Source organism: Ureaplasma diversum, assembly GCF_000941095.1.
Taxonomy (GTDB): domain Bacteria; phylum Bacillota_I; class Bacilli_A; order Mycoplasmatales; family Mycoplasmoidaceae; genus Ureaplasma; species Ureaplasma diversum.
The window spans coordinates 338,992-361,598 of sequence record NZ_CP009770.1 but is presented as its reverse complement, the minus strand read 5'-3'; the positions used below and the strand labels follow the sequence as shown (position 1 = coordinate 361,598).

Below are 22,607 nucleotides of genomic sequence, written 5' to 3'. Positions count from 1 at the left end.
TTTAGTTGCTATATTTACTTAATAAGTTATAAACGATTATCTTTTATAAGATGAGCATATTTGTTGTCTATTAATTGATCAGAATAGAAAAAATCTATTTTATCTAAAATGGTTGCAAAATCTAAATGTTCTATTGAAGAAAATTCATCAGTTTCTAATCCAATATTTAAAACATATTTATAATCATTAAAGTCGTAGAATTTATTAGTATTATTAGATGTTAGATCATTATGAATTCTAGTTGTTTTCGCTATTAAACAAAGGTATTGGAAGTCTTTATCAATATATTGTGTATTATTATTTGGATGAGCCATTGAATAATGTTGATTAGGAGTAAGCATAATTAGATTTTCAATGAAATCAGCTATATCAGGATAATTAGATTGCGGAAAAATATGGTGGGCTTGGGTTGCTTTGACATGTTCAGTACTTTGAATTACTTCTGGTTGCCCATTGTTGAATATATCATTAAATTTACGAACTGCTTTTTTAGCTTTGTTGACTGTGTAAGTTCTAAAAGCTCTTTCTTGTAATTTAGATAAGATGATTTCATATTCTGATCTTGGTATAGACTTATCTTTACCACTTAACTCATCTCTTCAATTAGAACGATTGTATTGCAAATCATTTAATGTTATGGCAAACCTTGATATTCTTCCCTTTTCAGTTCCAAATTTCTTTAGTTTAAAAGCTAATGGATTTATTACCTTAGTGAAAATTCTTCCACACTCGGTTTGATTTCTTATTTTTGTATTACTAATTGTAAAATTTATGAATTTGTCTCTTACATTCTTATAAGCTTCATTAGTTTGAATATTAAAAAAATCATTAAAAGATTCAATTAATCCACTATCCGATAAAACTTTAGTAATGTATTCATACAAGAAATTTAGAGCATTCATTGGTCTTAGTGCTATTTTGCTCAAGATTTCTTGGTTATTAATAGAATAAAAATATCTATTTTTGTCCTTTCGTACATTAAGTACATGACTATATCCTAAAAGTTTTATAGGTTGACCAAAATATTTATCATATTCATTACTTGCTTTTAATTCAGGATCAGGTTTAGAAAAAATTGAAATAACATTTTCTCTTGCATAATCACTGTGTCAAATATCAGATACAGTAAACTCTTTATTATTAGAATTTTCTACATATTCATTTATACAATCCGCGATTATAGATACAACATCATAAGTACACTTTTGATCAATTCATCGTGCATCTTTAAGCTTTCTAACATCATAATCATATTGACTTAGAAATTCATTATACATACTAATTCTAAATCTCCTTTTTAAGTCCAAACCAGTAGCAACTTGTTTCATCAATGTTTAATGATCGAGTTTGATAATTTCTTGCAATCTTATAAAAATCTCTAAACTCTTGGCTTGAAATATATTCAAGCTGATTCTTAGATATTTTTAAACCACTATCTTTAGGGATTAAGATAGCAACTGATCCATTAACTACATAACCTTTTTGTTTTTTAATAATTCTTGGTTTATAGGTCATGTTTGGAGTTAAATAAACACTATCATTATCAATATATTTACTAACAATTAGTTGTGATAAGGTTTCATTATCTAAATACGCATCATATCCATCAATTTTTAAAATCTCACCATTATCTAAAATATTTCTAGACTTTAGAACCCTAATATTGTATTTATCAGTTTTAATTAGTGATGAATTAGTGTTTGTGATTTGACGATCTCTAAATACATTAAATACATCAAAAACCATCTTTTTAAGGATATTATCAAAAAAATCATTTCGATAAATTATTCAATAAGGTAAAGTATCATCAAAGATGTATTTACTTTTCTGATTAATACTAAGATCTAAACTAGTTGATATTACTTTTGTAGATGATGGTTTTTGACCACAATCAATTATTAAGTTAACTGTTTCAACTAAAACCCCTTTGAATCCAGATTCATTAAAATCAATAATACTATCAACTTTTTTAGTAGCTAATAGTTCTCTAGTTGCTTTAAATTCAGCTGTATTTAGAACTGTTTTAGGCATAATCAAAGAAACATATCTTGCATTAGTTATTGCTTTTTCTAAAAAGAATTCAGCTAGATTAGTTGCTTTTTTGTTGTAATTAGTTTTAAGTAAGTTTGCTCTATAAGAGCCATTGATTTTACTAAAAGGTGGATTACCAATTATTAAATCAACTTTAGTGTGCTTAAAGTTCATATAATCATCACAAACAAAATTGATTTTAAAGTTGTTTGGAATATTGTTATCATCATATAAAATCTTAAGCATTTCTAAAACATCTTGATCAATATCAATAATGGTTAGATTAACTTGTTTTTTGTTTGCATATTTTTTAAAAAGAAATGGTAGAAAATTACCTGAACCAACTGATGGTTCAATAATACTAATTTCTTCTTTATCAATATCTACTAAGTTATTAAAAATAGTTTGGATAATACATTTATCTGTAAAATAAGCTGAGTTCTTTGTTCGTTTTGAATTAGCATATTCAATAATCATTGATAAGGTTGATAAACTATATTGGTTTTTGTTTGCATACAAAAACTGTTTTAGATTATTAGTATTTTCAAGTTTGTGTGACTCAATCAACTCTTTGATTTGTTTATGTGTAAGTTGACTAAAAGATAGCACCTTTTTGATTTTTGATGCAATTTGTTTAAAAATAGAGGTTGGTACAGCTTCACCAATACACTGTCTAATATTCATTTCTTCTTTTTTAGAGATCTTGATTTTCTCTTCTTGACTTAATTGATTTAAATAAGCTAAGTCATGATCTAATCATTTAAATGAATTAGGAATAGTCATCATCTGCATTAGTTCTCGAATTGAAAAAACACGATTATCAATTGGGTGAATAGTGTTTTGACTTGCCATTTGATCATTTCTTGTATGAACACAAGGAGCTACTTTAGAATATATTTGTCTAGTGTATTTATCTGCATTTTTAGATTTATTAATAACTAGTTTTCCATCTACAATCTTATGTGGTTTAAGATTATCATCTTTATTATCAAAAGCACTTTCTCCTTGTTTTAAATCTTTAATTCAAGCTAGCATATGCTTTGGATAAGTTCTAAAGCTATGATAGAAATCATTTAGATCATATTGATTTCAATCTAAGCTTTTCATATGCCCAACTACATCATAAAGTGTTTTCTCTTTTGTATAATCAGGCATAAGTTCAAATGGAACAACTTGATCAGAATATGATCGATCAACACCAATCACTAATGTTCTTGTTCTTGATGAATTTGATCCATAGTTCTTAAAGTTAATAACTTGGTGATGAATTAAATATTGATCCTTTAGTTCATCAGTTATCATTGATCCAATTTCAACTATTTCTTTATTTTTATTAACACAACCTGTTTTTCAAAAAGCTGCAACATTTTCAAAAACAAAAAATCTAGGATTAATTGTTTTAATAAAATCCACACTTTCTTTGATTAAACTATTTCGATCAATATCATTATTGCTCTTTTTATGGTTTGCAACACTCATTCCTTGACAAGGTGGAGTTGCTATTAGCACATCAACTCGATCATTACCTAACTTCTCTCATTTTTTGATCTCGTTATAAATTTGTTCTTTGGTTGCTTGTTCTTTAATATTACCCGCTATATAACCACTATCAAATTTACACTTTTGATTGATCTTTTGAATATTAAGTCTTCGTGAAATTATTTCATTTGTAGCTATACATTCAAAACCTTCTATTTTAAAGCCATAGCATCCAACTCCAGCTGATGAAAACAATGAAATATAAGTTGGTTTGTTGTTAATCATTTTTAATACTCACTTTCAATGTTCTTATTTTTAATATGTTAGATAGAGCTAAAAAACTAATATTTATTAAGTTAGTTTAAGTATAAACACTTAAATTACATGTTAGAAAAGAATTATTCAAATTCTCTGTTATTTAGAGAATTACCTACTTTTTCATTGAAATTCTTCACATCTTTTTTGAACTGGATTTGATATTTATGGTTTGAATGCATAATTGAATTTTCAAAATGTTTAACCTTTGAAATAAGTTCAATAACTAGTTTTATATCATTAACTTCTGATATGTATTAATGCATAATTCCTTTTATATTTGATCAGGCTTGGATATATGCTACATCTGTTGCTACAATATTATTTCTTTCTGTGTTGTAGTCTATTTAATTTTACATTAATAAGTATATGAAAAACAGAAGAATGATCAAACTTTCTATCTCTTTTTTTGAACACAAATATTATAAAGTTAATTTTGTCTTCAAGGATTTTGATTTGTTCATATTTTATAAAAACTTGTGGTGAATGTTCTCTATAAATAGCTCCTGATATAAAAGACACAACTATGTGTCTCATAATTGTGTCTATGTTTAGTTTATATTATTGAGTGTTTTCTAGAATAATTTAAATTTAGTTTTACGATGATTGATCACCGAATTCAATAAACTTTTTACCTTTATCAGATGGTTTCCCAACAACTTTATGTAAAGTGTGATTTTTATAGTCATAAAAATGAAATTCAAATGGCGATCTAGTTAAATCATTATCCCCACGTCCAGTAAGAATACTTTTAACCTTTGGTTTTGATTTATCAGGATTTCTAGGGTTATTAACTAGACGACTAATTAATCACCGTCAATGACTTTCATTAGTTGCATAAGCATATAAATTAGCATTAAGAATTGCTTCTTCTGATAAATCGTATCTATTTAGTGTTTCAAAATCTGTTTTATTAATATCTTTAATGTAGCTTTCAAATACGCCTGCAACCTTTTGATAAGGTCCTTCTTGAGAATTTTTATCTGAATAGTCAGGTTGAATTCCTAACATAATCATATGATCTCACAAGTTATATTTCATCACCGCTAATTTTTTATCAGGTTGATCAGGAGCTCGAAGATATTCTTGAGTTTGTGGGATTTTTGGTTTTTTGTCTTTAATTGAATCTAGATCTTCTTGTGTTACACCTAAATGTTTTGCAAAAGATTCAACAAAATGTAATGTCCCCACTGGACCTCAAATACTTGCATAATCGAATTGGAAATCAATCGGGATAACTTTTTCGTTTTTAATTGTTTCTTTGAAGAATTTTTCGGAAGCAAGAAAACAAAAAAAGCACTTCTAAAAAGTGCCTTTGTTCCAATTATTAATTTGTATAAATGATTGTAGTGTTATTAAATTAGTAGTTAATTTTACTAAATTGATCTGTTTTGATTGGTTTTTGTCAATCAAAACGATATTTATTATCAATTAATAAGTTAGAAGTAATTAACTTATTATTCTTATTTTGATCACCCTTTTTATTAATCCAATAAGCTGCTGTAATTAAGATTGCTGCAACTATAACTCCACCTAATAAAATTAAGTTATAGGTTTGATTGTGTCTATAGTACTCTTGTGCTGCAAGTGTACTATTTTTATTATATAAACTAAATCCAACCTTAACAAAGTTAACAAATGGTCCACTTAAAGTAATTCCAATTGCTAACACACTTTGATAAATACCCATTGCACTTACTTTATTTGTTCTTAAGTTAATGATTACAACAATTGTTAAAATCACATTATAAACTAAACCATAAGCAAACCCATTAAGAGCATGGATAGTAATAAATGAAATTGGTGTTACTGCAAAAATAGCAGCAGTATGATAAATCATAAAGAATGCACAACCAATCATCATAATTTGTCATGTACTTAAACGCTTAATTAATACAGTTCCCATTAAAACTCCTGCACATAATTGGAATAGATTATGAACAATTGTTAAATAAGATTCATAAAAATAAGCTTTTTGATCAATGTATTTATTTAAAATTTGGATATGTAATGAAGCAACAGAACCAGAGTTACTAAATCGAATAAATAAAATTAAAAGACCAGCTAAGGCGTATAAAATAAATGAAATGATTTGATATGTTTCATTTTTAGTTTGATTTAGTGGAGTTAAATTCCAAGCAATATGACGTTTTTCTTTAATAAAGAATCACATCACAAAAGCAACTATTAAGAAAACAATACCAATGATCCAAGTGTATTTTAATATTTCTGGATCTAATTGTTTTGTTGTTGATTCTCTTAATGCAAGTGCGTTCATCATTGAACGAATTGGACTTGTTAAAAAGTTAGCTAATAATGGGGGAATTGATAGTAAACTAACAGCTAAGAAATATTTTTGTTTTAAATACTGTTCTTTAAAAAGTAATTGGTAAGTACCAATACAACTTGCTCCAATTCCAACTCCTATTGTTTGAATAATATTAGTTGTTGTATTTGGTTGAATCAAAATAGGGATATATGTAATTGTCATTACAATAATTGATAATAATAAGAATGCTTTACGATATCTTATTAAATAGTGCATATAGTCTGCAAATGCTCTAATAAAAATACCAACAAAACCATAAGCACCTAAAACTAATCATAATAAATTAACATCTCCTAATGCATTTTGCATTGGAGCATTTAAGTTTCGAACTAATGCTGTTGGGATTCAGAAGATGATATAAAAGATATATGCTAATTTATATCCTTTTTCTTCAAACTTAACTTTCATTAAGAAGATGATACTTGCAATTAAGATTAATAAGAAGATTGAACTATTAACAGCAACACTAACTTTTTGATTAAATGTTAAAAAATCAATCATTAGCTACTTCTCTCCTAAGATCTTAACAAATGCGTCTTGTGGTACTTCAACATTACCAATTGCTTTAAGTCGTTTCTTACCTTCTTTTTGTTGTTCAAGAAGTTTTTTCTTTCTTGAAACATCCCCACCATAACATTTTGCAATAACATTTTTTCGCATTGCTTTAATTGTTTCACGTGCAATGATTTTTGAACCAATTGATGCTTGGATTGGAATCTCGAATTGGTGTTTTGGAATAACTTCTTTTAGTTTTTCACAAATTACTTTTGATTTATCATAAGCAAAATCACGGTGTGAAATAATACTTAAAGCATCAACTTTTGTTCCATTTAACATAATGTCAATTTTCACTAACTTTTCAGTTTCATAACCGATTAGTTCATAATCCATTGTTGCATAACCTTTTGAAACTGATTTAAGACGATCAAAGAAGCTGTACATAATTTCAGCTAATGGCATTTTATAAATTAGTTTTCGTCGTGTTCCATCAATTAAATCTAACTCCATAAAACTACCACGGTGTTTTTGACATAATTCCATAATTGAACCAATGTATTGTTCAGGAGCAATTAAACTTAATTTAACAAATGGTTCTTTAACTGCTTTAATGTTATTAGGTAATGGCATTTTAGCAGGACTATCAATCCTGATGATTTCATCATTAGTTAATTCAATTTCATAGATTACACTAGGGGCTGTTAAAATTAGTTCAATATTAAATTCTCGTGCAATTCGTTCACGAATTACATCCATATGTAATAATCCTAAAAAACCACATCTAATACCAAACCCAAGAGCTTGAGAAGTTTCATATTCATAAGTTAATGCAGCATCAGATAAAGCGATCTTAGCCATTGCTTCTTTTAAGTGTTCATATTGACTAGTATCAACTGGATAAAGTCCACAATAGACCATTGGTAGAATTTTTTTATATCCAGGCAAAGGAGCAGCTGCTGGTTCTTTTGCGTTTGTAATTGTATCCCCAACATTAATGTCTTTGACAGTTTTAATAGCTGCAGCAATTCAACCTACTTCTCCAGCTAATAATTGTTGTTTGTTAACAATCTTTGGTGTTCTTACCCCAAGTTCAGTGACAATATATTCCTTATTATTAGACATCATTAAGATCTTATCACCAACCTTAACTTGACCTTGTTTGATCCGAACTAAACAAACAACCCCTTTGTATGAATCATAAAAACTATCAAAAATAAGAGCTTGTAATGGTTTATTATCATCAGCATCAAGAGGGGCTGGAACATGTTTAACAATTGCTTCAAGTACATCTTCAATGTTTAAACCAGTTTTAGCTGATACAAGAGGAATATCACTTGTATCAAGACCAATAACATCTTCAATTTCTTTTTTTACTTTATCAATATCTGCACTTGGTAAATCAATCTTATTAATTGTTGGAATAATCTCTAAGTTGTTTTCAAGAGCTAAATAAACATTTGATAAAGTTTGAGCTTCAATTCCTTGAGCAGCATCAACAACTAAAATTGCACCCTCGCACGCTGCTAAGCTTCTTGATACTTCATAAGTAAAATCAACGTGTCCTGGGGTATCAATTAAGTGAATTAAATAATCTTGTTGATCTTTGGCTTTATAGTGAATTTGAACAGCATTTAATTTAATAGTAATGCCCCGTTCTCGTTCAATATCCATAGTATCTAAAATCTGATCAACCATTTCACGTTTTGTTACTGTGTTAGTTAATTCAATAATCCGATCGGATAGGGTTGATTTTCCATGATCAATATGTGCAATAATACTAAAGTTTCGAATGTATTTTTTATCCATGGTTGTCCTTTAATCAATATTTAACTTCTAATCTACAAGCTTAGTCAACTATCATATAATTTTATATGATTTGCTCTTTTTTATCATATCTTTTTTTGGTTTTATAGTCTATTATATTTTATGATATCTTTGTGCTAAAATATTATCCATATTATATATGGTAGGATGTCTATGAAACTAAAGCATAAGAAAATAATTTGATCAACTATAGCGGTAACTGGACTTGCTCTAGTATCTGCTTCAATTAGTTCTTGTACACTACTTGATAAACTATATCCAACTGTTCAACAAAATGAAGATAAACCAATTAATCAACATGTTGAAGCTTTAGAAAAAATCTTTAATATACCATCGATCCAAGAAAATAAAACAAACATCCATATCCCTGAAGACACTAAAGTTGAACAACGACCAAAAGGCAGTTTAACAATTACTAAAAATGATGGAACACAAACAAATAATAAAGTAACAATCAATGATATCAAAAAGATTGAATACGATCCTAATATCCCATTAAGTGAAACTAAAAATAACAAGGTTTTAGGTCAACTTGATCTAAAACTTGAAAATGGGGCTAATTTATTAGCTAATATTGGAATCCGATTAATGCTTGAAGAATTTAAAAAGCACCAAGGACTTTATGAAGTAACATTAACTAAAGAAAATAAAATTGAAGTTAGTGAACAAGTCATAAGTGATATTAAACAAAGCATTAAAAAATATGCTCACGAAGTTAAAAATGCTAAAAACAATCTTCCTAAACAAGTAGCTGATGTTTTAGAAGGTGATTATATCTTTGGTTTATATATTAATATCTTCCACAACAATAAAGTAATTCAATCTCCTAAGATCTTAGATATTAACTTTAGAGATGTTTTAAATCAAGCAACTCAAGAATAATAAAAAACAAAAACTATTGGGTTTTAAATCCAATAGTTCCTCGAAAGTAAGTTCAATTGCAACACCGCACTTGGGCTTACTTTTATTCTACATACTTGAATAGAAAAAGTGTCATTTTTGGATAAATTTGATTATTTTTTGTACAAATTAATAAATTGGCAAGACAAAAATACTCTTTTACAAAAAGAAGTGTATTGTTGGTTGAAACAAATTTATAACTATATTTAATTAATTGAAGCGTGATTGTTTAGATTTCTAAATAGATCGTTTGCTGATTTTCAACCCAAGATTTTATAACTATATTTAATTAATTGAAGCGTGATTGTTTAGATTTCTAAATAGATCGTTTGCTGATTTTCAACCCAAGATTTCTCTTGGCATGTTGTTTATTTTTTCAGTTATTTCGTCAAGAATGTCTTGGTTTATTTCGTTAAAGTCAAACCCTTTTTTATATTCTCTTCTTATTAAAGAGTTTCAGTTTTCATTTGATCCTCTTTGGAATGAAGCGTATGGTTCAGCTTTATATATTTTGATATCTAATGTAGTGAACCCGATTTTTTGGACAAATTAATTCTTGTCTATTGTTATAAGGATTGATGCCTGTATTGTACAGGAGTCAATCCTTTTAATTTTACTTGTATTCTTTCGTTATTATAGTAATGAATGTAGTTTGTTATAGCTTGGATTAATTCTTCAACCGTTTTAAATTCAGATTCATGACCATAAAACATTTCGTTTTTTAGTTTACCGAAGAAATTTTCCATAGGCGAATTATCAAGACAATTACCTTTTCGCGACATTGATTGAATAATATTTTTCTCAGCTAGCATTTGGCGGTATTGGCGCATTTGATATTGTCAGCCTTGATCTGAATGCAATATTAACCCACTTAAGTCTTCAAACTTTTGAAAAGCTTCACCAATCATCTTAACTGTCTGTTGAAAGTTAGGGCTTGTTGAAATATTAAAAGCAATAATTTCTCTATTGTGCATATCCATAATTGGTGATAAGTATACTTTGCTATTAGTGATGCGAAATTCAGTAACATCAGTTGTTCATTTTTGATTACAAGAAGTGGTTGAAAAATCTCGTTGATAATAAGTTTTATGAGCAACTTGATCTTGAATCTTGATTAATAGATGACTCTTCACTACCCCATTTAAATCGCCTTTGTATGATCGATATTTAGCTTTAGGAGTTAGAGCAAATAATCCCATTAGTTTCATTAAACGTTTCACTTTTTTATGATTAATTAAAATCCCTCTATTTGCTAATTCTAGTGTGATTCTACGGTATCCATAGCGTTTTTTGTGGTGGTAATAAATTTCAGTGATAAGGCTCATTATTTCCTTGTTTTTCAGATCCTTACTTACCTTTTTAAGGTGGTAATAATAATCACTTCTTGAAATGCCTGGACAATTTGGATTGCTATTAATTACTTCTAAAATGAATCTCAAACTACATAACAATTCTTGCCTTAGTTCTGTGATAGCTTGAGCTATTTCTTCTTTTGTTGGTTTTCTCTTTTCTGAACTAAGGCATCTAATTTTTTTAAGTATTCGTTCTCTATGGTAAGGCGTAAATTCTGCTTTCGTAAAAGTTCATTTTCTTGCTTCAATGAGATGTTCGTCTTGTTTTCTTGCTTTTTGTTCATATGGTTTACGGCCCCTCTTTTTCTCTACAACATTATACCCGTTTTCAAGAAAAGATTTAATTCATGAGTGTAATAAACCAACATTAGATAATCCTAATTCTATCGATACCCTTACATAAGTTTCACCGTTAAGCAAAACACGATCAATTGCTGCTTTTTTGAATTCTTTAGAATATTTTTTATTCCTAGAACGATAAACAATCTTAGTTCCATGCCTTTCTATTAACCGAATAATGTATCAAACAACGGTTCTGTTTAAATTGTATTTCTTTGCAATTTTATTAAATGAAAAATCTTTTTCTTTGTACAAAGAGTAGATCTCTAACTTATCTTTGTATGTTAATTTCATGAAAAATGAATCCTTTCGTTGGTTGTCCAACTTTTAGGGTTCATTTCAGTTGATTATGAATTTATGTGTTTGCTTTGTTTATCTTGCTTACTTCTTTTAGTAACATAAACTCTTCTATAAATGAAATAAATAATAGTGTGAACTAATAATACTCCAGCTCATCAAGCATAATATGGAACTGAAATAGTTCCAACTGATCTTGATGCAACCCCACTTATAAAGAACCCAGTTGATCACATATTAATTAAGATAATAATAGCTAATAAAGCTAATCAACAACCAATAAAGATCATAAACTTCTTATGACTATAAGAAAATGATTCTTTAGTTTTATTAGCTTTTAGAGTTAATATAAAGAACACTAAAGAAGTTAATATAAAAATTACTTTTAGTTTAGTAGTTAATGAATTATTAATTATGAATATTATCTTACTTATACTCATAATTATAAGTATGATAATAGATGTTAGTAAATAAGTTATAAAAGGTAAATGGGCATATTTAGTAGTAACTGATCATCTATAAGAAGCCATAGCTATACTAAATATAAACAAAGCTATCTCTAGAACTAAATAACAAAGACTAATGATAGATAGATGTCTATTTATTTTCATATTATATTCCTTTAGATATTAATTGTATTATTGTACTATTAGGATCTAATAAAGATATTAATTTTATATTGTTAGATTAATGAAGATTAAAAAAATGTACTAATAAATGTACTAAAAAATGTTCAATAAATTTGTAGATTTTTTGAATTCAAAGCTATATTATTTATAATTAATGTATTCGAGAATAAGCGATTTACAAGAAAAAATACACAATGGAAAATATATTAGAGTTGATAAAGAATGAGAAGGTTAAGTGGAAGAGATTAGGGGAAGTTTGCGAGATAAAGAAGGGACAACAATTAAATAAAAAACTATTAAAAGATGATGAAATGTACCCAGCATATAACGGCGGTAAAACTTTTTCAGGAAGAACTAATAAATATAATGTAGAAGCAGATACAATCATCATTAGTCAAGGTGGAGCATCAGCAGGTTTTGTTAATTTCATAACTGAAAGATTTTGAGCTAATGCACATTGTTTTTATTTATTACATTATGAAATAGTTGATAATAAATTTCTATATCATTGATTAAAATTAAATGAAGATTATTTAATGTCTGTGCAGTATGGTGCAGGAATACCTGCATTAAGTAAAGAAGTTATTAGTAATATTCTTGTCCCTGTTCCGTCTTTAGAAGTACAAGAAAAAATTGCAAAAACACTTGACAAATTCACAAAATATGTTACCGAATTACTACTAAGAAATAAACAATATAACTACTACAGAAACTTTTTTCTTAGTGATGAATTCTTAACCAAGAAGACACTAGAACTTTGTGGGAAAGATGCAGAAATTGTGTTTAAAAAGTTAGGCGAAATTGGTGAATTTTTTGGTGGTTTAACTGGCAAGACTAAACAACATTTCATTGACGGAAATCAAAAATATGTAACCTACAAAAATGTATTTTCTAACTTAACTCCTGATTTAGATACATTAGAAGATGTTCTTATTAATGAAAATGAAAAGCAGAAAAAGCTAGAAATTGGTGACATAATCTTTACCTCATCATCTGAAAATTTAGAAGAGGCAGGAGTTTCTTCAGTAATAACCAAACTACCAAATTATGATGTTTATTTAAATAGCTTTTGTTTCTTCTTAAGATTGAATGATAAAAATATATTATCCCCTGAATATTCAAAATTCTTATTCAGATCAAACGAAATGAGAAAAAACATTATTAAAGTAACGTCTGGTGTAACAAGATTTAATGTATCAAGAAAATTAATGGGAAATATTTCTATCCCAATCCCACCCCTACCAGTCCAAAACCATATCGTTTCAATTCTTGATCAATTCAAAACTCTAACAAACAATCTTTCCGAAGGTCTTCCTAAAGAAATAGAACTTCGCCAAAAGCAATACGAATACTATCGAGAACAACTCTTATCATTCAACTCTAATCAAGATTAATTTCTCTTTAAAAGTAAAGAATTAAAAGCCCCTAGGTTATCCTAGGGGTTATTTAATTATTAACTAATTAGTATCTTAGCAGATCAACTTTTATAATTTAGACTTTTTGAAGCGATCTTCTTTTAGTTATATGTTTATATAAATTTATGAGCATTCATCTTGTTCAACGATTCGTGCCATATCTTTAATCTGAAGTGGAACTGAAGAATCATTAAATTCAATTAAATATAATCGATTAGGTGTTATTACTTGATCAATATAAACTTGTTTAGTTAGATCATAAATACTTTTAATAGAACTGTAGAAATGTTCATGTTTAGGTCCAATAACTTCAAATAGTTCATCCTTTTTGAAGTTATTTTTAGAAGTAATTTTATAAACATTATTTTCTAATACTTCTTCAATAATAAACGCAAAGCGTTGTGAAACTAATTCTTGTTTATCATGATATAACATTAACTGTTCATTAGGTGCTCCATCTAATCAAGCAACATCAGCCATTCTGTTCATTGCTTGTTGTAATTCCTTCTTAAGAGCTTCTAGATCAAAAACTTCATTTCTATAATAAGCATCCATTGCTTTTTTATAAGCATTAACAACTGTTGCTATATAGTGAACAGATTTCATTCTTCCTTCAATTTTAAAAGAATCAATTTCTAAATCCATTAGTTTAGTGATATTAGTTATTTGGATCATATCTTTTGCTGACATTGTAAATTTAGATGGGGTATTTGTAAACTTATCATCTAAGATATCATACTTTCATCTACAAGCATGAGCACACCCACCAACATTAGCATCTCTTAAACTAAAGTTATTACTCATCATGCATCGTCCAGAGTATGAAATACAAACCGCTCCATGAATAAAGATTTCAACTTCAATTAGTTTATTGTTGTTTTTAGTAAATAAAGCTAATTCTTCCATTGTTAATTCCCGACTTAAAACAACTCGTGTAGCTCCATTTCTTTTAAAGAATTTAGCTGCTTTTGAATTACAGATTGATTGTTGGGTACTAATATGGATTTCAGCTTGCGGATAATGTTTTTTAAGATAAGTAATAATAAAAGGATCAGCACAAATAAAACCATCTGGTTTAAGAACTACTACTTGTTCTATAAAATTAGGTCAAGCTCTAAGTAAAGGAGTATGGCATATAACATTAGTTACTAAATAAACTTTTTTATTTAAGCTATGAGCATAATCAATTAAGGTTTTAATTTGTTCAAGTTCAAAGTTACTAGCCCTTGCTCTTAGTGAATAAGATTTAGCACCAACAAAAACAGCATCTGCTCCATAATCTAAAGCAATCATTGCTTTTTCTAAATCCCCTGCAGGGGCTAGTAGTTCACTACGAAATGATTTCTGCATAGTTTTTATTGTTCCTCTTCTTTTTCCGTATGTAAAATATCTTTTACTGTTCCTAAGAAGTTGTTAGTAATAACTTCATTATGTGCAATTGCTTTTAATTGTTCTCAAGCTTTATCCTTAAAAGCTTGATCATAACTATTAGTATTAATTAATTCCATAGCTTCTAAATATAGTTGAGTTACTGTTAAACTATATTGATCATTATGTAAATAAGCATCAATATATAAGTAATCTAAATTTAAAGTTAAGATTTTATCTAAGATGTTAATAGTACATAACTCATATCCTGACATCATATGAGTTCCAAAATGATCTTGTTTAAGAATATTAGGGTATTTACGTAATGATTCTTTAATATAAATAAATTCTTGATCAATTAGTTTTTCTTGTTGATCAAATTGTTGTAAATAAGCATCAAAATTAGAAAGTAAGTTTCATCTTGAATGCATAATAAACAATAATCCATGACCTTGGATCATTAATTTTAGTTTAGCTGTATTATTCATACTAATTGCTTTAAGTTCACCAAAGAACAATTCTCTAGCTAATGAAACACTTAAGATGTTGTTTTCAGTGAATCAATCAAATTGAGCAGCTGATGTTACTGTTGTTTCTGAGTTGTAGTGTAAAACTAAGTTAAGTTTGTTTTCATAAACTAACTCAGCTACTGCATAATCACTAAAAATAACAAATTCAATATCTTGCTTATTTAACTCTTTTAAATAAGCTTCTAAAGCATCTAAATCAGCATCAAAGAATCAAGCATTAACATTAACAATGATTTTGGTTTCTTGTTTATTAGCTATTAATTGTTTAAGAGTTTCTAGATCACAATCAAAACAATTTCTAGTAGCAAATTGATTACTACCTACTGCTATATAATCTACTTTTAAAGCAATTAAATCTAAAGCATTCTGATAACTAGTTGGGGTAAATACTAATTTCATATTACAAACTTTCTATTTCTAGTTCCTAATTTATAATTTTATCAATTAATACACTATAAAACAATCTAAGTTAGATAATTAGAGAATAAAAAAAGTTGCATTTAGCAACTTTAGTTTGATTGAGTTTTAATAATATTATTAAGATTGTTTGAATTTGAAATCTTCAGGAACTGATTTAACACTTTCTTTAAAGATATTAGTTTTGAAGTTTTCGCCGTATTTAGCTACAAGGGCTTGACGGTAAGAAGATTTTTGATCTTTACCCCCACCAAAGATTAAATCATATTGTGGTAAGTTGTATTTGCCATATAATCCGTTGTAGTTATAACCCTCAGAACGAAGAGCAGCAGCAACTGCAACTAAAGCATTTGTGTTACCTAAGTGAACAATACCAACAATTTCATTTTTTTGGTTTCTAACTGATGAACCAGAAGAACCACCACCTGCAGCAAAGTTGAATAATGAATATTCAAGAGCCATATTTCAGTAGTGTTTGTTGTTATATATAAGTGGTAAACCATCTACTTTAGGGATTCCAATAAATCCATCAATAATACCAGCTTTATTAATAAATGAACGATAACCTAAATGTTTAGATAATAGATTACCTAAATTTTGATAAGTTTGATCATTTCTTTGATGATCTTGTAATAAGATGTAGAATGAGTTTGTTCATAGAGCATTTCCTGCTCGTTCAGTTGTTTTATCAATTTCTTGAGCACCTGCAACAGGATAACCAACAGTGTATAAAGAATCTTTTCATTTAGTGTTATCTAAAATTGGACCGTCAATTTTATTAAAATCTTGAAGATAAGATGTTTTTAAGAACTTGATGTGATTTTCTTTATTAGTTGCATATTCATTAGTTACTTTTTTAGCTAATTCTGCAGGACTTTCAATTTTTTCTTTTTTATCTTCAGTTTGTCCGCCCTGTTGAATGAATGATTCTTTTATTTTCATTATTTCTTCAAAGTCAACTTCAAAAACAGCAAAGTCAATAAATTCATCAGTATCTTTGTATTTATCAGCTTGAGCAGGTGTTAAGAAATCGCTTGGTTTTGAATTTAAGAAGTCAGTTGCAACATAAACTGTGTTTATAAACTTTTGTTCATTTGTTGTTGGAATATTTAGAATTGTATAATCCTCATCTAATTTAATTAACTTTTGAGTTTTTTGTAATTTAGCTTCTGGTTTTAAGAATGTGAAACTAATACCAACAAGATCTGTCAATAACTCTTTAGCTACGTGAGCATTAGTTGCAAAATATCATTTTGTTGGATATGTTCCGTTAGTAGTTGGTACATAATCTAAGATTCACATAGTTCCTGAAACTGTTCTAGTTTGTCCTTGAATCGGTCTAAAGAAATTAACAGAAATAGTTTGCAATGCTATATCCTTGTATTTTTGTCCAGGAAGAATTCTTGGTGTTCCAGTAGCTCTAGTTACATTTGAAGCAAGTGAGCTATGTTGTAAAGATGGATTACCTTCTTTAGTTGATAATCCAAGGACTTCATTACCATTTTCTTTATAAATTGGTAAAGTAAAACCTTTTAGTGCAGCTTTGTCATAAGTTTCTTGTGATAGTTCTTTAGCTTTGTTATCAAAGAATTGTTTTTGTTGATCAGTTACTTTAAGTCCGTTATCATAGTCTTGTAATGGATTAAAGTTTCTAGTTCCATTTACAGAATAGTGATTATATAAAATGCTTAAATAGAAGTCGTTCTCAAATTCGTATCATTGTTCTGAATTGAATTTATCAAGGTTTTGGAAGGCTTCATGCCCTTTTTGTTGTAGTGTTTTATTTTCAAAAGCACTGAACTCTTCTTGATTCACAAAATTAGTTGCATAAATTGGTTTAGTTTCAAAGAACTTATTAGTATATTCGCTTGGAACTGGTAATGATGTAGCTTGAGTTGATGTGTTTGTATCATATGCATCAATTGATACAATCTTATATTTAGTTTTTTCTTTTAAACCTTCAAAAGGTATATCAACCTTATTTGATACAACCATATTTCGTTTAGATGAAATTGCTTGATCTTCATTTTCAGCTTGAATTTTAACTAACACAAATTTCCCATGTACATTAGGAATGTTTAAAGATAGTACATAGTGCGAGTCTTTATCTCTTTTAAAGAAAACAGGTTGAACTGCAGACTGAAGCTTAGTCTCATTTTTTTGTTTAGTAGTTTTAGTAGCTTCAGTATTTGGTTGCTCATTAACTTTAGGTGAATCCTTTTGTTTGTCACCACCTTTTGTTTCATTATTACAAGCAATAGCAATAATAGGAGTAATAATTGCAACAGAAGCTAATCCTAATGTTATAGCTAACTCTTTTTTAAAAAGTGATTTTTTCATAATAGATCCTCTAAAGCAACAAATGCCTTTATTATATTGATATTTATAAATTATTATATTATACTTTTTTATATTTATTTATTAATCATCTATTTAATATTAATAATTAAATAACTAGTTTTAACATCTATTTTATTAACTAAAAACTATATCTTAAAAGAGTTAAAATAACTCTTAAAAATAACCTTTTTAACTTATTAAGATGTAATTTTTAATACAAATAAAACGGGATTAAAGTGTTATTTTAGAGTTATATTAATTACTAGATTTTAGTTATTTGAAAGTGTTATAATTTGTAATGTTATATAGGGAGAGAAATAACATTATGCAAAAATCAAATAAAATTAATGATGCTTTAAATCAACATTACAAACTTAACGTTGAATTAGGATTGGTTTATGCTCATTATGCTCATGTTGCAGATGATGAATTTGATATGCCTTATTTAGGAAAATTCATTCAACATTTAAGCGAAGACAAACTTGGTGTTCACAAAGAATATATTTCTGATTACTTTAAACGAAATGGTATGAAACTTAAAACTGATGTATCAGTTGCAGTTAAATCAATTCCATCAGATGCTAAAGCTTTAATTCAAGAAGTATATGCTCGTGAAAATGAAGTTAGAGATCATGTTAAAGCAATTGCTAAATTAGCTTTAGCTGAAGATGATTATGAATCATTCTACTTTATCCAATGATATGTTCGTGATGGTTTAAAAGATTTAACAGAAGTTGATGACGTTGTTAAATTATTTAATAGTTCAAGTGATAAATTAATAATTGAAGAAACTATTAAAGAAATGGTTGAAAAAGAAGAATCTGAACACGAAATCTGGGGTTAATCATAACCCTTTAGCACAATTTAATAATATTATTAAACTAAAGTAATGTATAATATAAAATATTGCTACTAATTGTAGCGATTTTTTATTATATGCTTTAGCATAAATAACAATTAGGACTGATATTAATGAAAGCAAGTTCAAACTCCGTTAATTATAAGAACAAAAATTATAAATTGTTCAATAATTATGTAGATTTTAAAACTATAACAAGAGCTAATACTTCTAAGAAGAATTGATTCTTAGCATTTTTTGATTCTGTTTATTGAAAAATACTTTGAAAAATAATCAAGATTATGCTTGAATTCATTGCAATTGCTTGAGTTGTGATCACCATTACATTCTTCTTGATTAATTCAATTCCTGGTTCTTCTTTCTCAAACCCAGGGGCATCAGAAGCTGCACGAAAAGCAATTGAAGCTAAGTACGGATTGAACTTACCAATTGGTGAGCGTTATTTACTTTATCTAAAAAACATCCTAAGGGGTGATTTTGGAATCAGTTTTACAGTTCAACCCGATGTGCCAATTAATGATTTTATTTGACATCGTTTCTTTATCTCATTTGTAATTGGAATCTTCTCTGTTTTCTTAACTGTGTTTATTGGAATTCCAATTGGGGTATGAGTTGGTAAGAACCCAGGTGGATTATTAGATCAAGTATCAACAATTGTTGTATCTGTTTTCTCTTCTATTCCATCATTAGTTTTTGCTTTATTATTAGTTTTAATTGGTCGGGAATTAAACATTCCTTATACTTTTGATATTAAAAACTTTGCAACCTATATTCTACCTGGACTTGCTTTATCATTAGGTTCAATTATTGTTTATATTAAATACATTAGAACTGAGATGAACCGTGAGCTTAATTCAATGCATGCTAAGTTTGCATCACTTAAAGGGATGAAACGCCGTGTGTTTGTTTGAAGACACGCTCTAAAACCTTCTCTTTTCCCAATTGCAACATTCTTCCCAGCTGTTATTTTTGGTTCATTTATTGGATCATTGTTCGTTGAACAAATTTTCCAAATTGCAGGATCAGGGGGAGCGTTGATTTCAGCAATTACATCAAAAGATTATAATGTAATCTTATTCTTAGTGGTGATGTTCTCATTATTAACCATTTTATCATTTACATTCCGTGATATTTTATATGAAGCAATTGACCCACGAGTACGTAGAAGAGGGCGATAATTATGGCGTTTAGGGATTTTATTAACAACTGAGCGAACAAAATTAAAGCTCGTAAAGTTGAAATGTCAAATGAAGAATTAAAAAGTGCTCCAAATCCATGACTTCAACCATTTCAATACAAGAAATGAGAATTAATTGGAGCTGCTTTTAAACAATCAGAATTTAATACACTTAAAAATAAACACCAACCATTCCAAGAATTTGTTTATCGATATTCTAAGAACTTCTCTGGTGTTGTTGGTTTCTTATTACTTCTTATTTTAGTAATCTTAGCTTTGATCATTCCATTAACAACAAGTGATCCAACAAACATTAATCTAGAAAAGCGTTTTCTATACTTTTATCAAGAAGGATATGTGCTAGGTACTGATGCATTAGGTCGGGATGTTTGAGCACTACTTTGATGAGGGTTAAGATATTCAATTTTATTATCAATTGTTGTTGTTTTTATTGAAGTTGTAGTTGGTTTATCAATGGGAATATTAATGGGTCAATTCCCGAAATTTGATGCAGTGATGCAACCAATTATTAAAGTTATTAATGTTGTTCCATCAATCTTAATTTTAATTTTAGTATCGATTGCTCTAAACCCATCATTCTGAGTATTAGCTTTTGCTTTATCAATTACATCATGAACTGGTATGGCTAATCAGATTCGTGCTCAAATTAAAAGAGCAAGAAACTTTGAATGGGTTTCAGCTTCTCGTGTACTTGGTACTAAAACGATCAAAATTTTATGAAATTACATTCCTGTTATTATTCCGATTTTAGTAACTCAATTAATCTTTACTATTCCAGGGGTAATTCTATCTGAATCAGGATTATCTTTCATTGGTTTATCTATTCCTAATACTGCAACCTTAGGTAATATGTTAACTGATGGTTCTAAGATCTTTTTAGCTAAGCCACGTTATGTGATTATCCCATCAACTTTCTTGATTATGATTACAACTTGTGTGCAATTAATTGGTTCATCTGTACAGGATTCATTGCGTAGACAACGGTAGGTATAGGCTATGAGTACAAAAACAAATCAAAACAACAAAAGCACAATTTGATCAAGAATTAAAACTTATTTTGTTCATAAATGAGAAGATTTTATAAACTCATTACCATTTAACAATAAACAAAAACATTTTGATTTTGAAAAGTTTGAAGCAGATGTTTTATATAAAGATGTTTATGGTGAGAAATTAAAAATTGTTGCTGAGATTAAAGATTTGCACCTTTCATTTACTAACCCTGCTGATCCAAAAGCAAAAAATAAAGTATTAAGAGGAGTAGATATTGAATTTTATGAAGGGAAGGTTCATGCAATTATTGGTGAATCTGGATCTGGAAAATCTGTTCTTACTTCATTACTTTATGGATTAACTGGTAATAATGCAGTTATTGATCAAGGACAAATTAAAATTTTTAATCACAACGTTGAACAATTTACTTTTCGAGATTGAGAAAACTCAAACTATTTAGGAAAAGTAATATCTGCAGTTTTCCAAAACCCAATGTCAACCTTAAACCCTATCCTTAAAGTTGGTAAACAAATTATGGAAGGGATGTTATTAAACGGAATTGCTAAAACTAAAAAAGAAGCTTATCAAAAAGCAATTTATTATTTAGAAAAAACAAAGATTAATGCTCCACATGAAGTTATGAAACTATATCCTCATGAAATGTCAGGGGGAATGATTCAACGGATTGTAATTGCAGCTATTATTTCATTACAACCAAAGATCATTGTAATGGATGAACCAACAACAGCTCTTGACCCAACCGTTCAAGCATTAGTTTTAGATGTTATTCGTCAACTTCAAGAAGAATTAAAAATCACAATTATCTTTATTACTCATGATCTAGGGGTTGTTGCAAGTATTGCAGACTACATCTCAATTATGTATGCTGGTCAGATTGTCGAAGAAGGAACAAGAGATGAAATCATCAACAATCCCCAACACCCATACACTTGAGGATTAATCTTATCAATGCCTGATGTGAATAAAGGTAAACGATTATATTCAATTCGTGGTTCAATTCCATCTAATTTAAACAACATTGTTGGTGAAGCGTTCGCACCGCGTAATGATTATGCACTAGGAATTGATTTTTTAGAAGAATCACCATTCTATCAAATCTCACCAACCCATCGGGTTAAATCTTCACTTCTAAATCCAAATGCTCCAGAGATCAAAAAACCAGAACTAATCGCTTTAAAACACGCAACATATCAACAACAAAATAAAGGAAATTAATCATGCAATGAAAAGATTTGCTAAAGAAAATTAAGCAAGTAAAACAAACTGATAAAAAGACTTTTGAGTTTGATACTTTTTTATTTGATTATGTTGATGATTTAATTAATGAGCGAAATGTTACTAACTATAATGAAAATGATCTAGCTACATTAGAGACAAAACTTAAAAGTTTTAAAGAAACATATAAATTAGTTGATGATTGATCAATTCTTAATCCAAAAGAAATCCAAGAAGAAGTAATAGAACCACTTGTAT

The 22,607-nt window shown here is 28.2% G+C and carries 16 protein-coding genes and 1 pseudogene; 6 read left to right on the top strand and 11 right to left on the bottom strand.

Annotation, left to right across the window (positions count from 1 at the left end; translation table 4 throughout):
• Window positions 1-26: 26 nt before the first annotated feature.
• From JM47_RS01430 to lepA, 5 genes are all read right to left on the bottom strand, one after another.
• On the bottom strand, window positions 27-1,277 hold the full coding sequence (locus tag JM47_RS01430; protein ID WP_208895200.1) for a restriction endonuclease: 1,251 nt from the start codon (window positions 1,275-1,277) through the stop codon (window positions 27-29).
• Between the two features lie 7 nt (window positions 1,278-1,284).
• On the bottom strand, window positions 1,285-3,795 hold the full coding sequence (locus JM47_RS01425; RefSeq protein ID WP_208895199.1) for a DNA cytosine methyltransferase: 2,511 nt from the start codon (window positions 3,793-3,795) through the stop codon (window positions 1,285-1,287).
• 627 nt (window positions 3,796-4,422) lie between these two features.
• Window positions 4,423-5,016 (bottom strand): hypothetical protein, encoded by a 594-nt coding sequence (locus tag JM47_RS01420; RefSeq protein ID WP_208895198.1) that lies wholly within the window; start codon window positions 5,014-5,016, stop codon window positions 4,423-4,425.
• A gap of 169 nt (window positions 5,017-5,185) precedes the next feature.
• Window positions 5,186-6,655, bottom strand: coding sequence for an MFS transporter (locus tag JM47_RS01415; RefSeq protein ID WP_208895197.1), 1,470 nt, complete (start codon window positions 6,653-6,655; stop codon window positions 5,186-5,188).
• A gap of 3 nt (window positions 6,656-6,658) precedes the next feature.
• Window positions 6,659-8,458: a translation elongation factor 4 gene (gene lepA, locus JM47_RS01410; RefSeq protein ID WP_038101742.1), complete on the bottom strand. Its 1,800-nt coding sequence runs from the start codon at window positions 8,456-8,458 to the stop codon at window positions 6,659-6,661.
• 171 nt (window positions 8,459-8,629) lie between these two features.
• Between lepA and JM47_RS01405 the strand changes: the two genes are divergently transcribed.
• The gene (locus tag JM47_RS01405; protein WP_038101745.1) at window positions 8,630-9,358 is read left to right on the top strand and encodes an uL10 family ribosomal protein; all 729 of its coding nucleotides are present in this window, start codon (window positions 8,630-8,632) and stop codon (window positions 9,356-9,358) included.
• Window positions 9,359-9,661: 303 nt separating this feature from the next.
• On the opposite strand, the pseudogene JM47_RS04050 reads toward JM47_RS01405, so the two are convergent.
• The 3 genes and pseudogenes from JM47_RS04050 to JM47_RS01395 all read right to left on the bottom strand — a co-directional run.
• Window positions 9,662-9,919 (bottom strand): annotated as a pseudogene (locus JM47_RS04050) (transposase); the annotation flags it as partial.
• A 23-nt stretch (window positions 9,920-9,942) separates the two neighbouring features.
• Window positions 9,943-11,361: an IS3 family transposase gene (locus JM47_RS01400; protein WP_318023472.1), complete on the bottom strand. Its 1,419-nt coding sequence runs from the start codon at window positions 11,359-11,361 to the stop codon at window positions 9,943-9,945.
• Between the two features lie 53 nt (window positions 11,362-11,414).
• Window positions 11,415-11,804: a hypothetical protein gene (locus JM47_RS01395; RefSeq protein WP_222702335.1), complete on the bottom strand. Its 390-nt coding sequence runs from the start codon at window positions 11,802-11,804 to the stop codon at window positions 11,415-11,417.
• Between the two features lie 383 nt (window positions 11,805-12,187).
• Between JM47_RS01395 and JM47_RS01390 the strand changes: the two genes are divergently transcribed.
• The gene (locus tag JM47_RS01390) at window positions 12,188-13,387 is read left to right on the top strand and encodes a restriction endonuclease subunit S (RefSeq protein WP_208895195.1); all 1,200 of its coding nucleotides are present in this window, start codon (window positions 12,188-12,190) and stop codon (window positions 13,385-13,387) included.
• A gap of 144 nt (window positions 13,388-13,531) precedes the next feature.
• Here JM47_RS01390 and JM47_RS01385 read toward each other — a convergent pair whose 3' ends face one another.
• From JM47_RS01385 to mip, 3 genes are all read right to left on the bottom strand, one after another.
• Window positions 13,532-14,758: a U32 family peptidase C-terminal domain-containing protein gene (locus JM47_RS01385; protein WP_208895194.1), complete on the bottom strand. Its 1,227-nt coding sequence runs from the start codon at window positions 14,756-14,758 to the stop codon at window positions 13,532-13,534.
• Between the two features lie 5 nt (window positions 14,759-14,763).
• Window positions 14,764-15,705, bottom strand: a complete 942-nt coding sequence (locus JM47_RS01380; RefSeq protein ID WP_208895193.1) for a U32 family peptidase — start codon at window positions 15,703-15,705, stop codon at window positions 14,764-14,766.
• Between the two features lie 138 nt (window positions 15,706-15,843).
• On the bottom strand, window positions 15,844-18,063 hold the full coding sequence (mip, locus tag JM47_RS01375; RefSeq protein ID WP_208895192.1) for an Ig-specific serine endopeptidase MIP: 2,220 nt from the start codon (window positions 18,061-18,063) through the stop codon (window positions 15,844-15,846).
• Between the two features lie 325 nt (window positions 18,064-18,388).
• Here mip and JM47_RS01370 point away from each other — a divergent pair, with 325 nt between their 5' ends.
• The 4 genes from JM47_RS01370 (at window position 18,389) to JM47_RS01355 (ending at window position 22,349) form a co-directional block, all read left to right on the top strand.
• Complete coding sequence (locus JM47_RS01370; protein ID WP_208895191.1) at window positions 18,389-18,907, top strand: ferritin-like domain-containing protein; 519 nt, start codon at window positions 18,389-18,391, stop codon at window positions 18,905-18,907.
• Between the two features lie 128 nt (window positions 18,908-19,035).
• A complete protein-coding gene (locus JM47_RS01365) occupies window positions 19,036-20,100 on the top strand; it encodes an ABC transporter permease (RefSeq protein WP_038103264.1) in 1,065 nt (354 codons plus the stop codon).
• 2 nt (window positions 20,101-20,102) lie between these two features.
• Complete coding sequence (locus JM47_RS01360; protein ID WP_038103262.1) at window positions 20,103-21,107, top strand: ABC transporter permease; 1,005 nt, start codon at window positions 20,103-20,105, stop codon at window positions 21,105-21,107.
• A gap of 9 nt (window positions 21,108-21,116) precedes the next feature.
• Complete coding sequence (locus JM47_RS01355) at window positions 21,117-22,349, top strand: ABC transporter ATP-binding protein (protein WP_208895190.1); 1,233 nt, start codon at window positions 21,117-21,119, stop codon at window positions 22,347-22,349.
• Window positions 22,350-22,607: the final 258 nt, after the last annotated feature.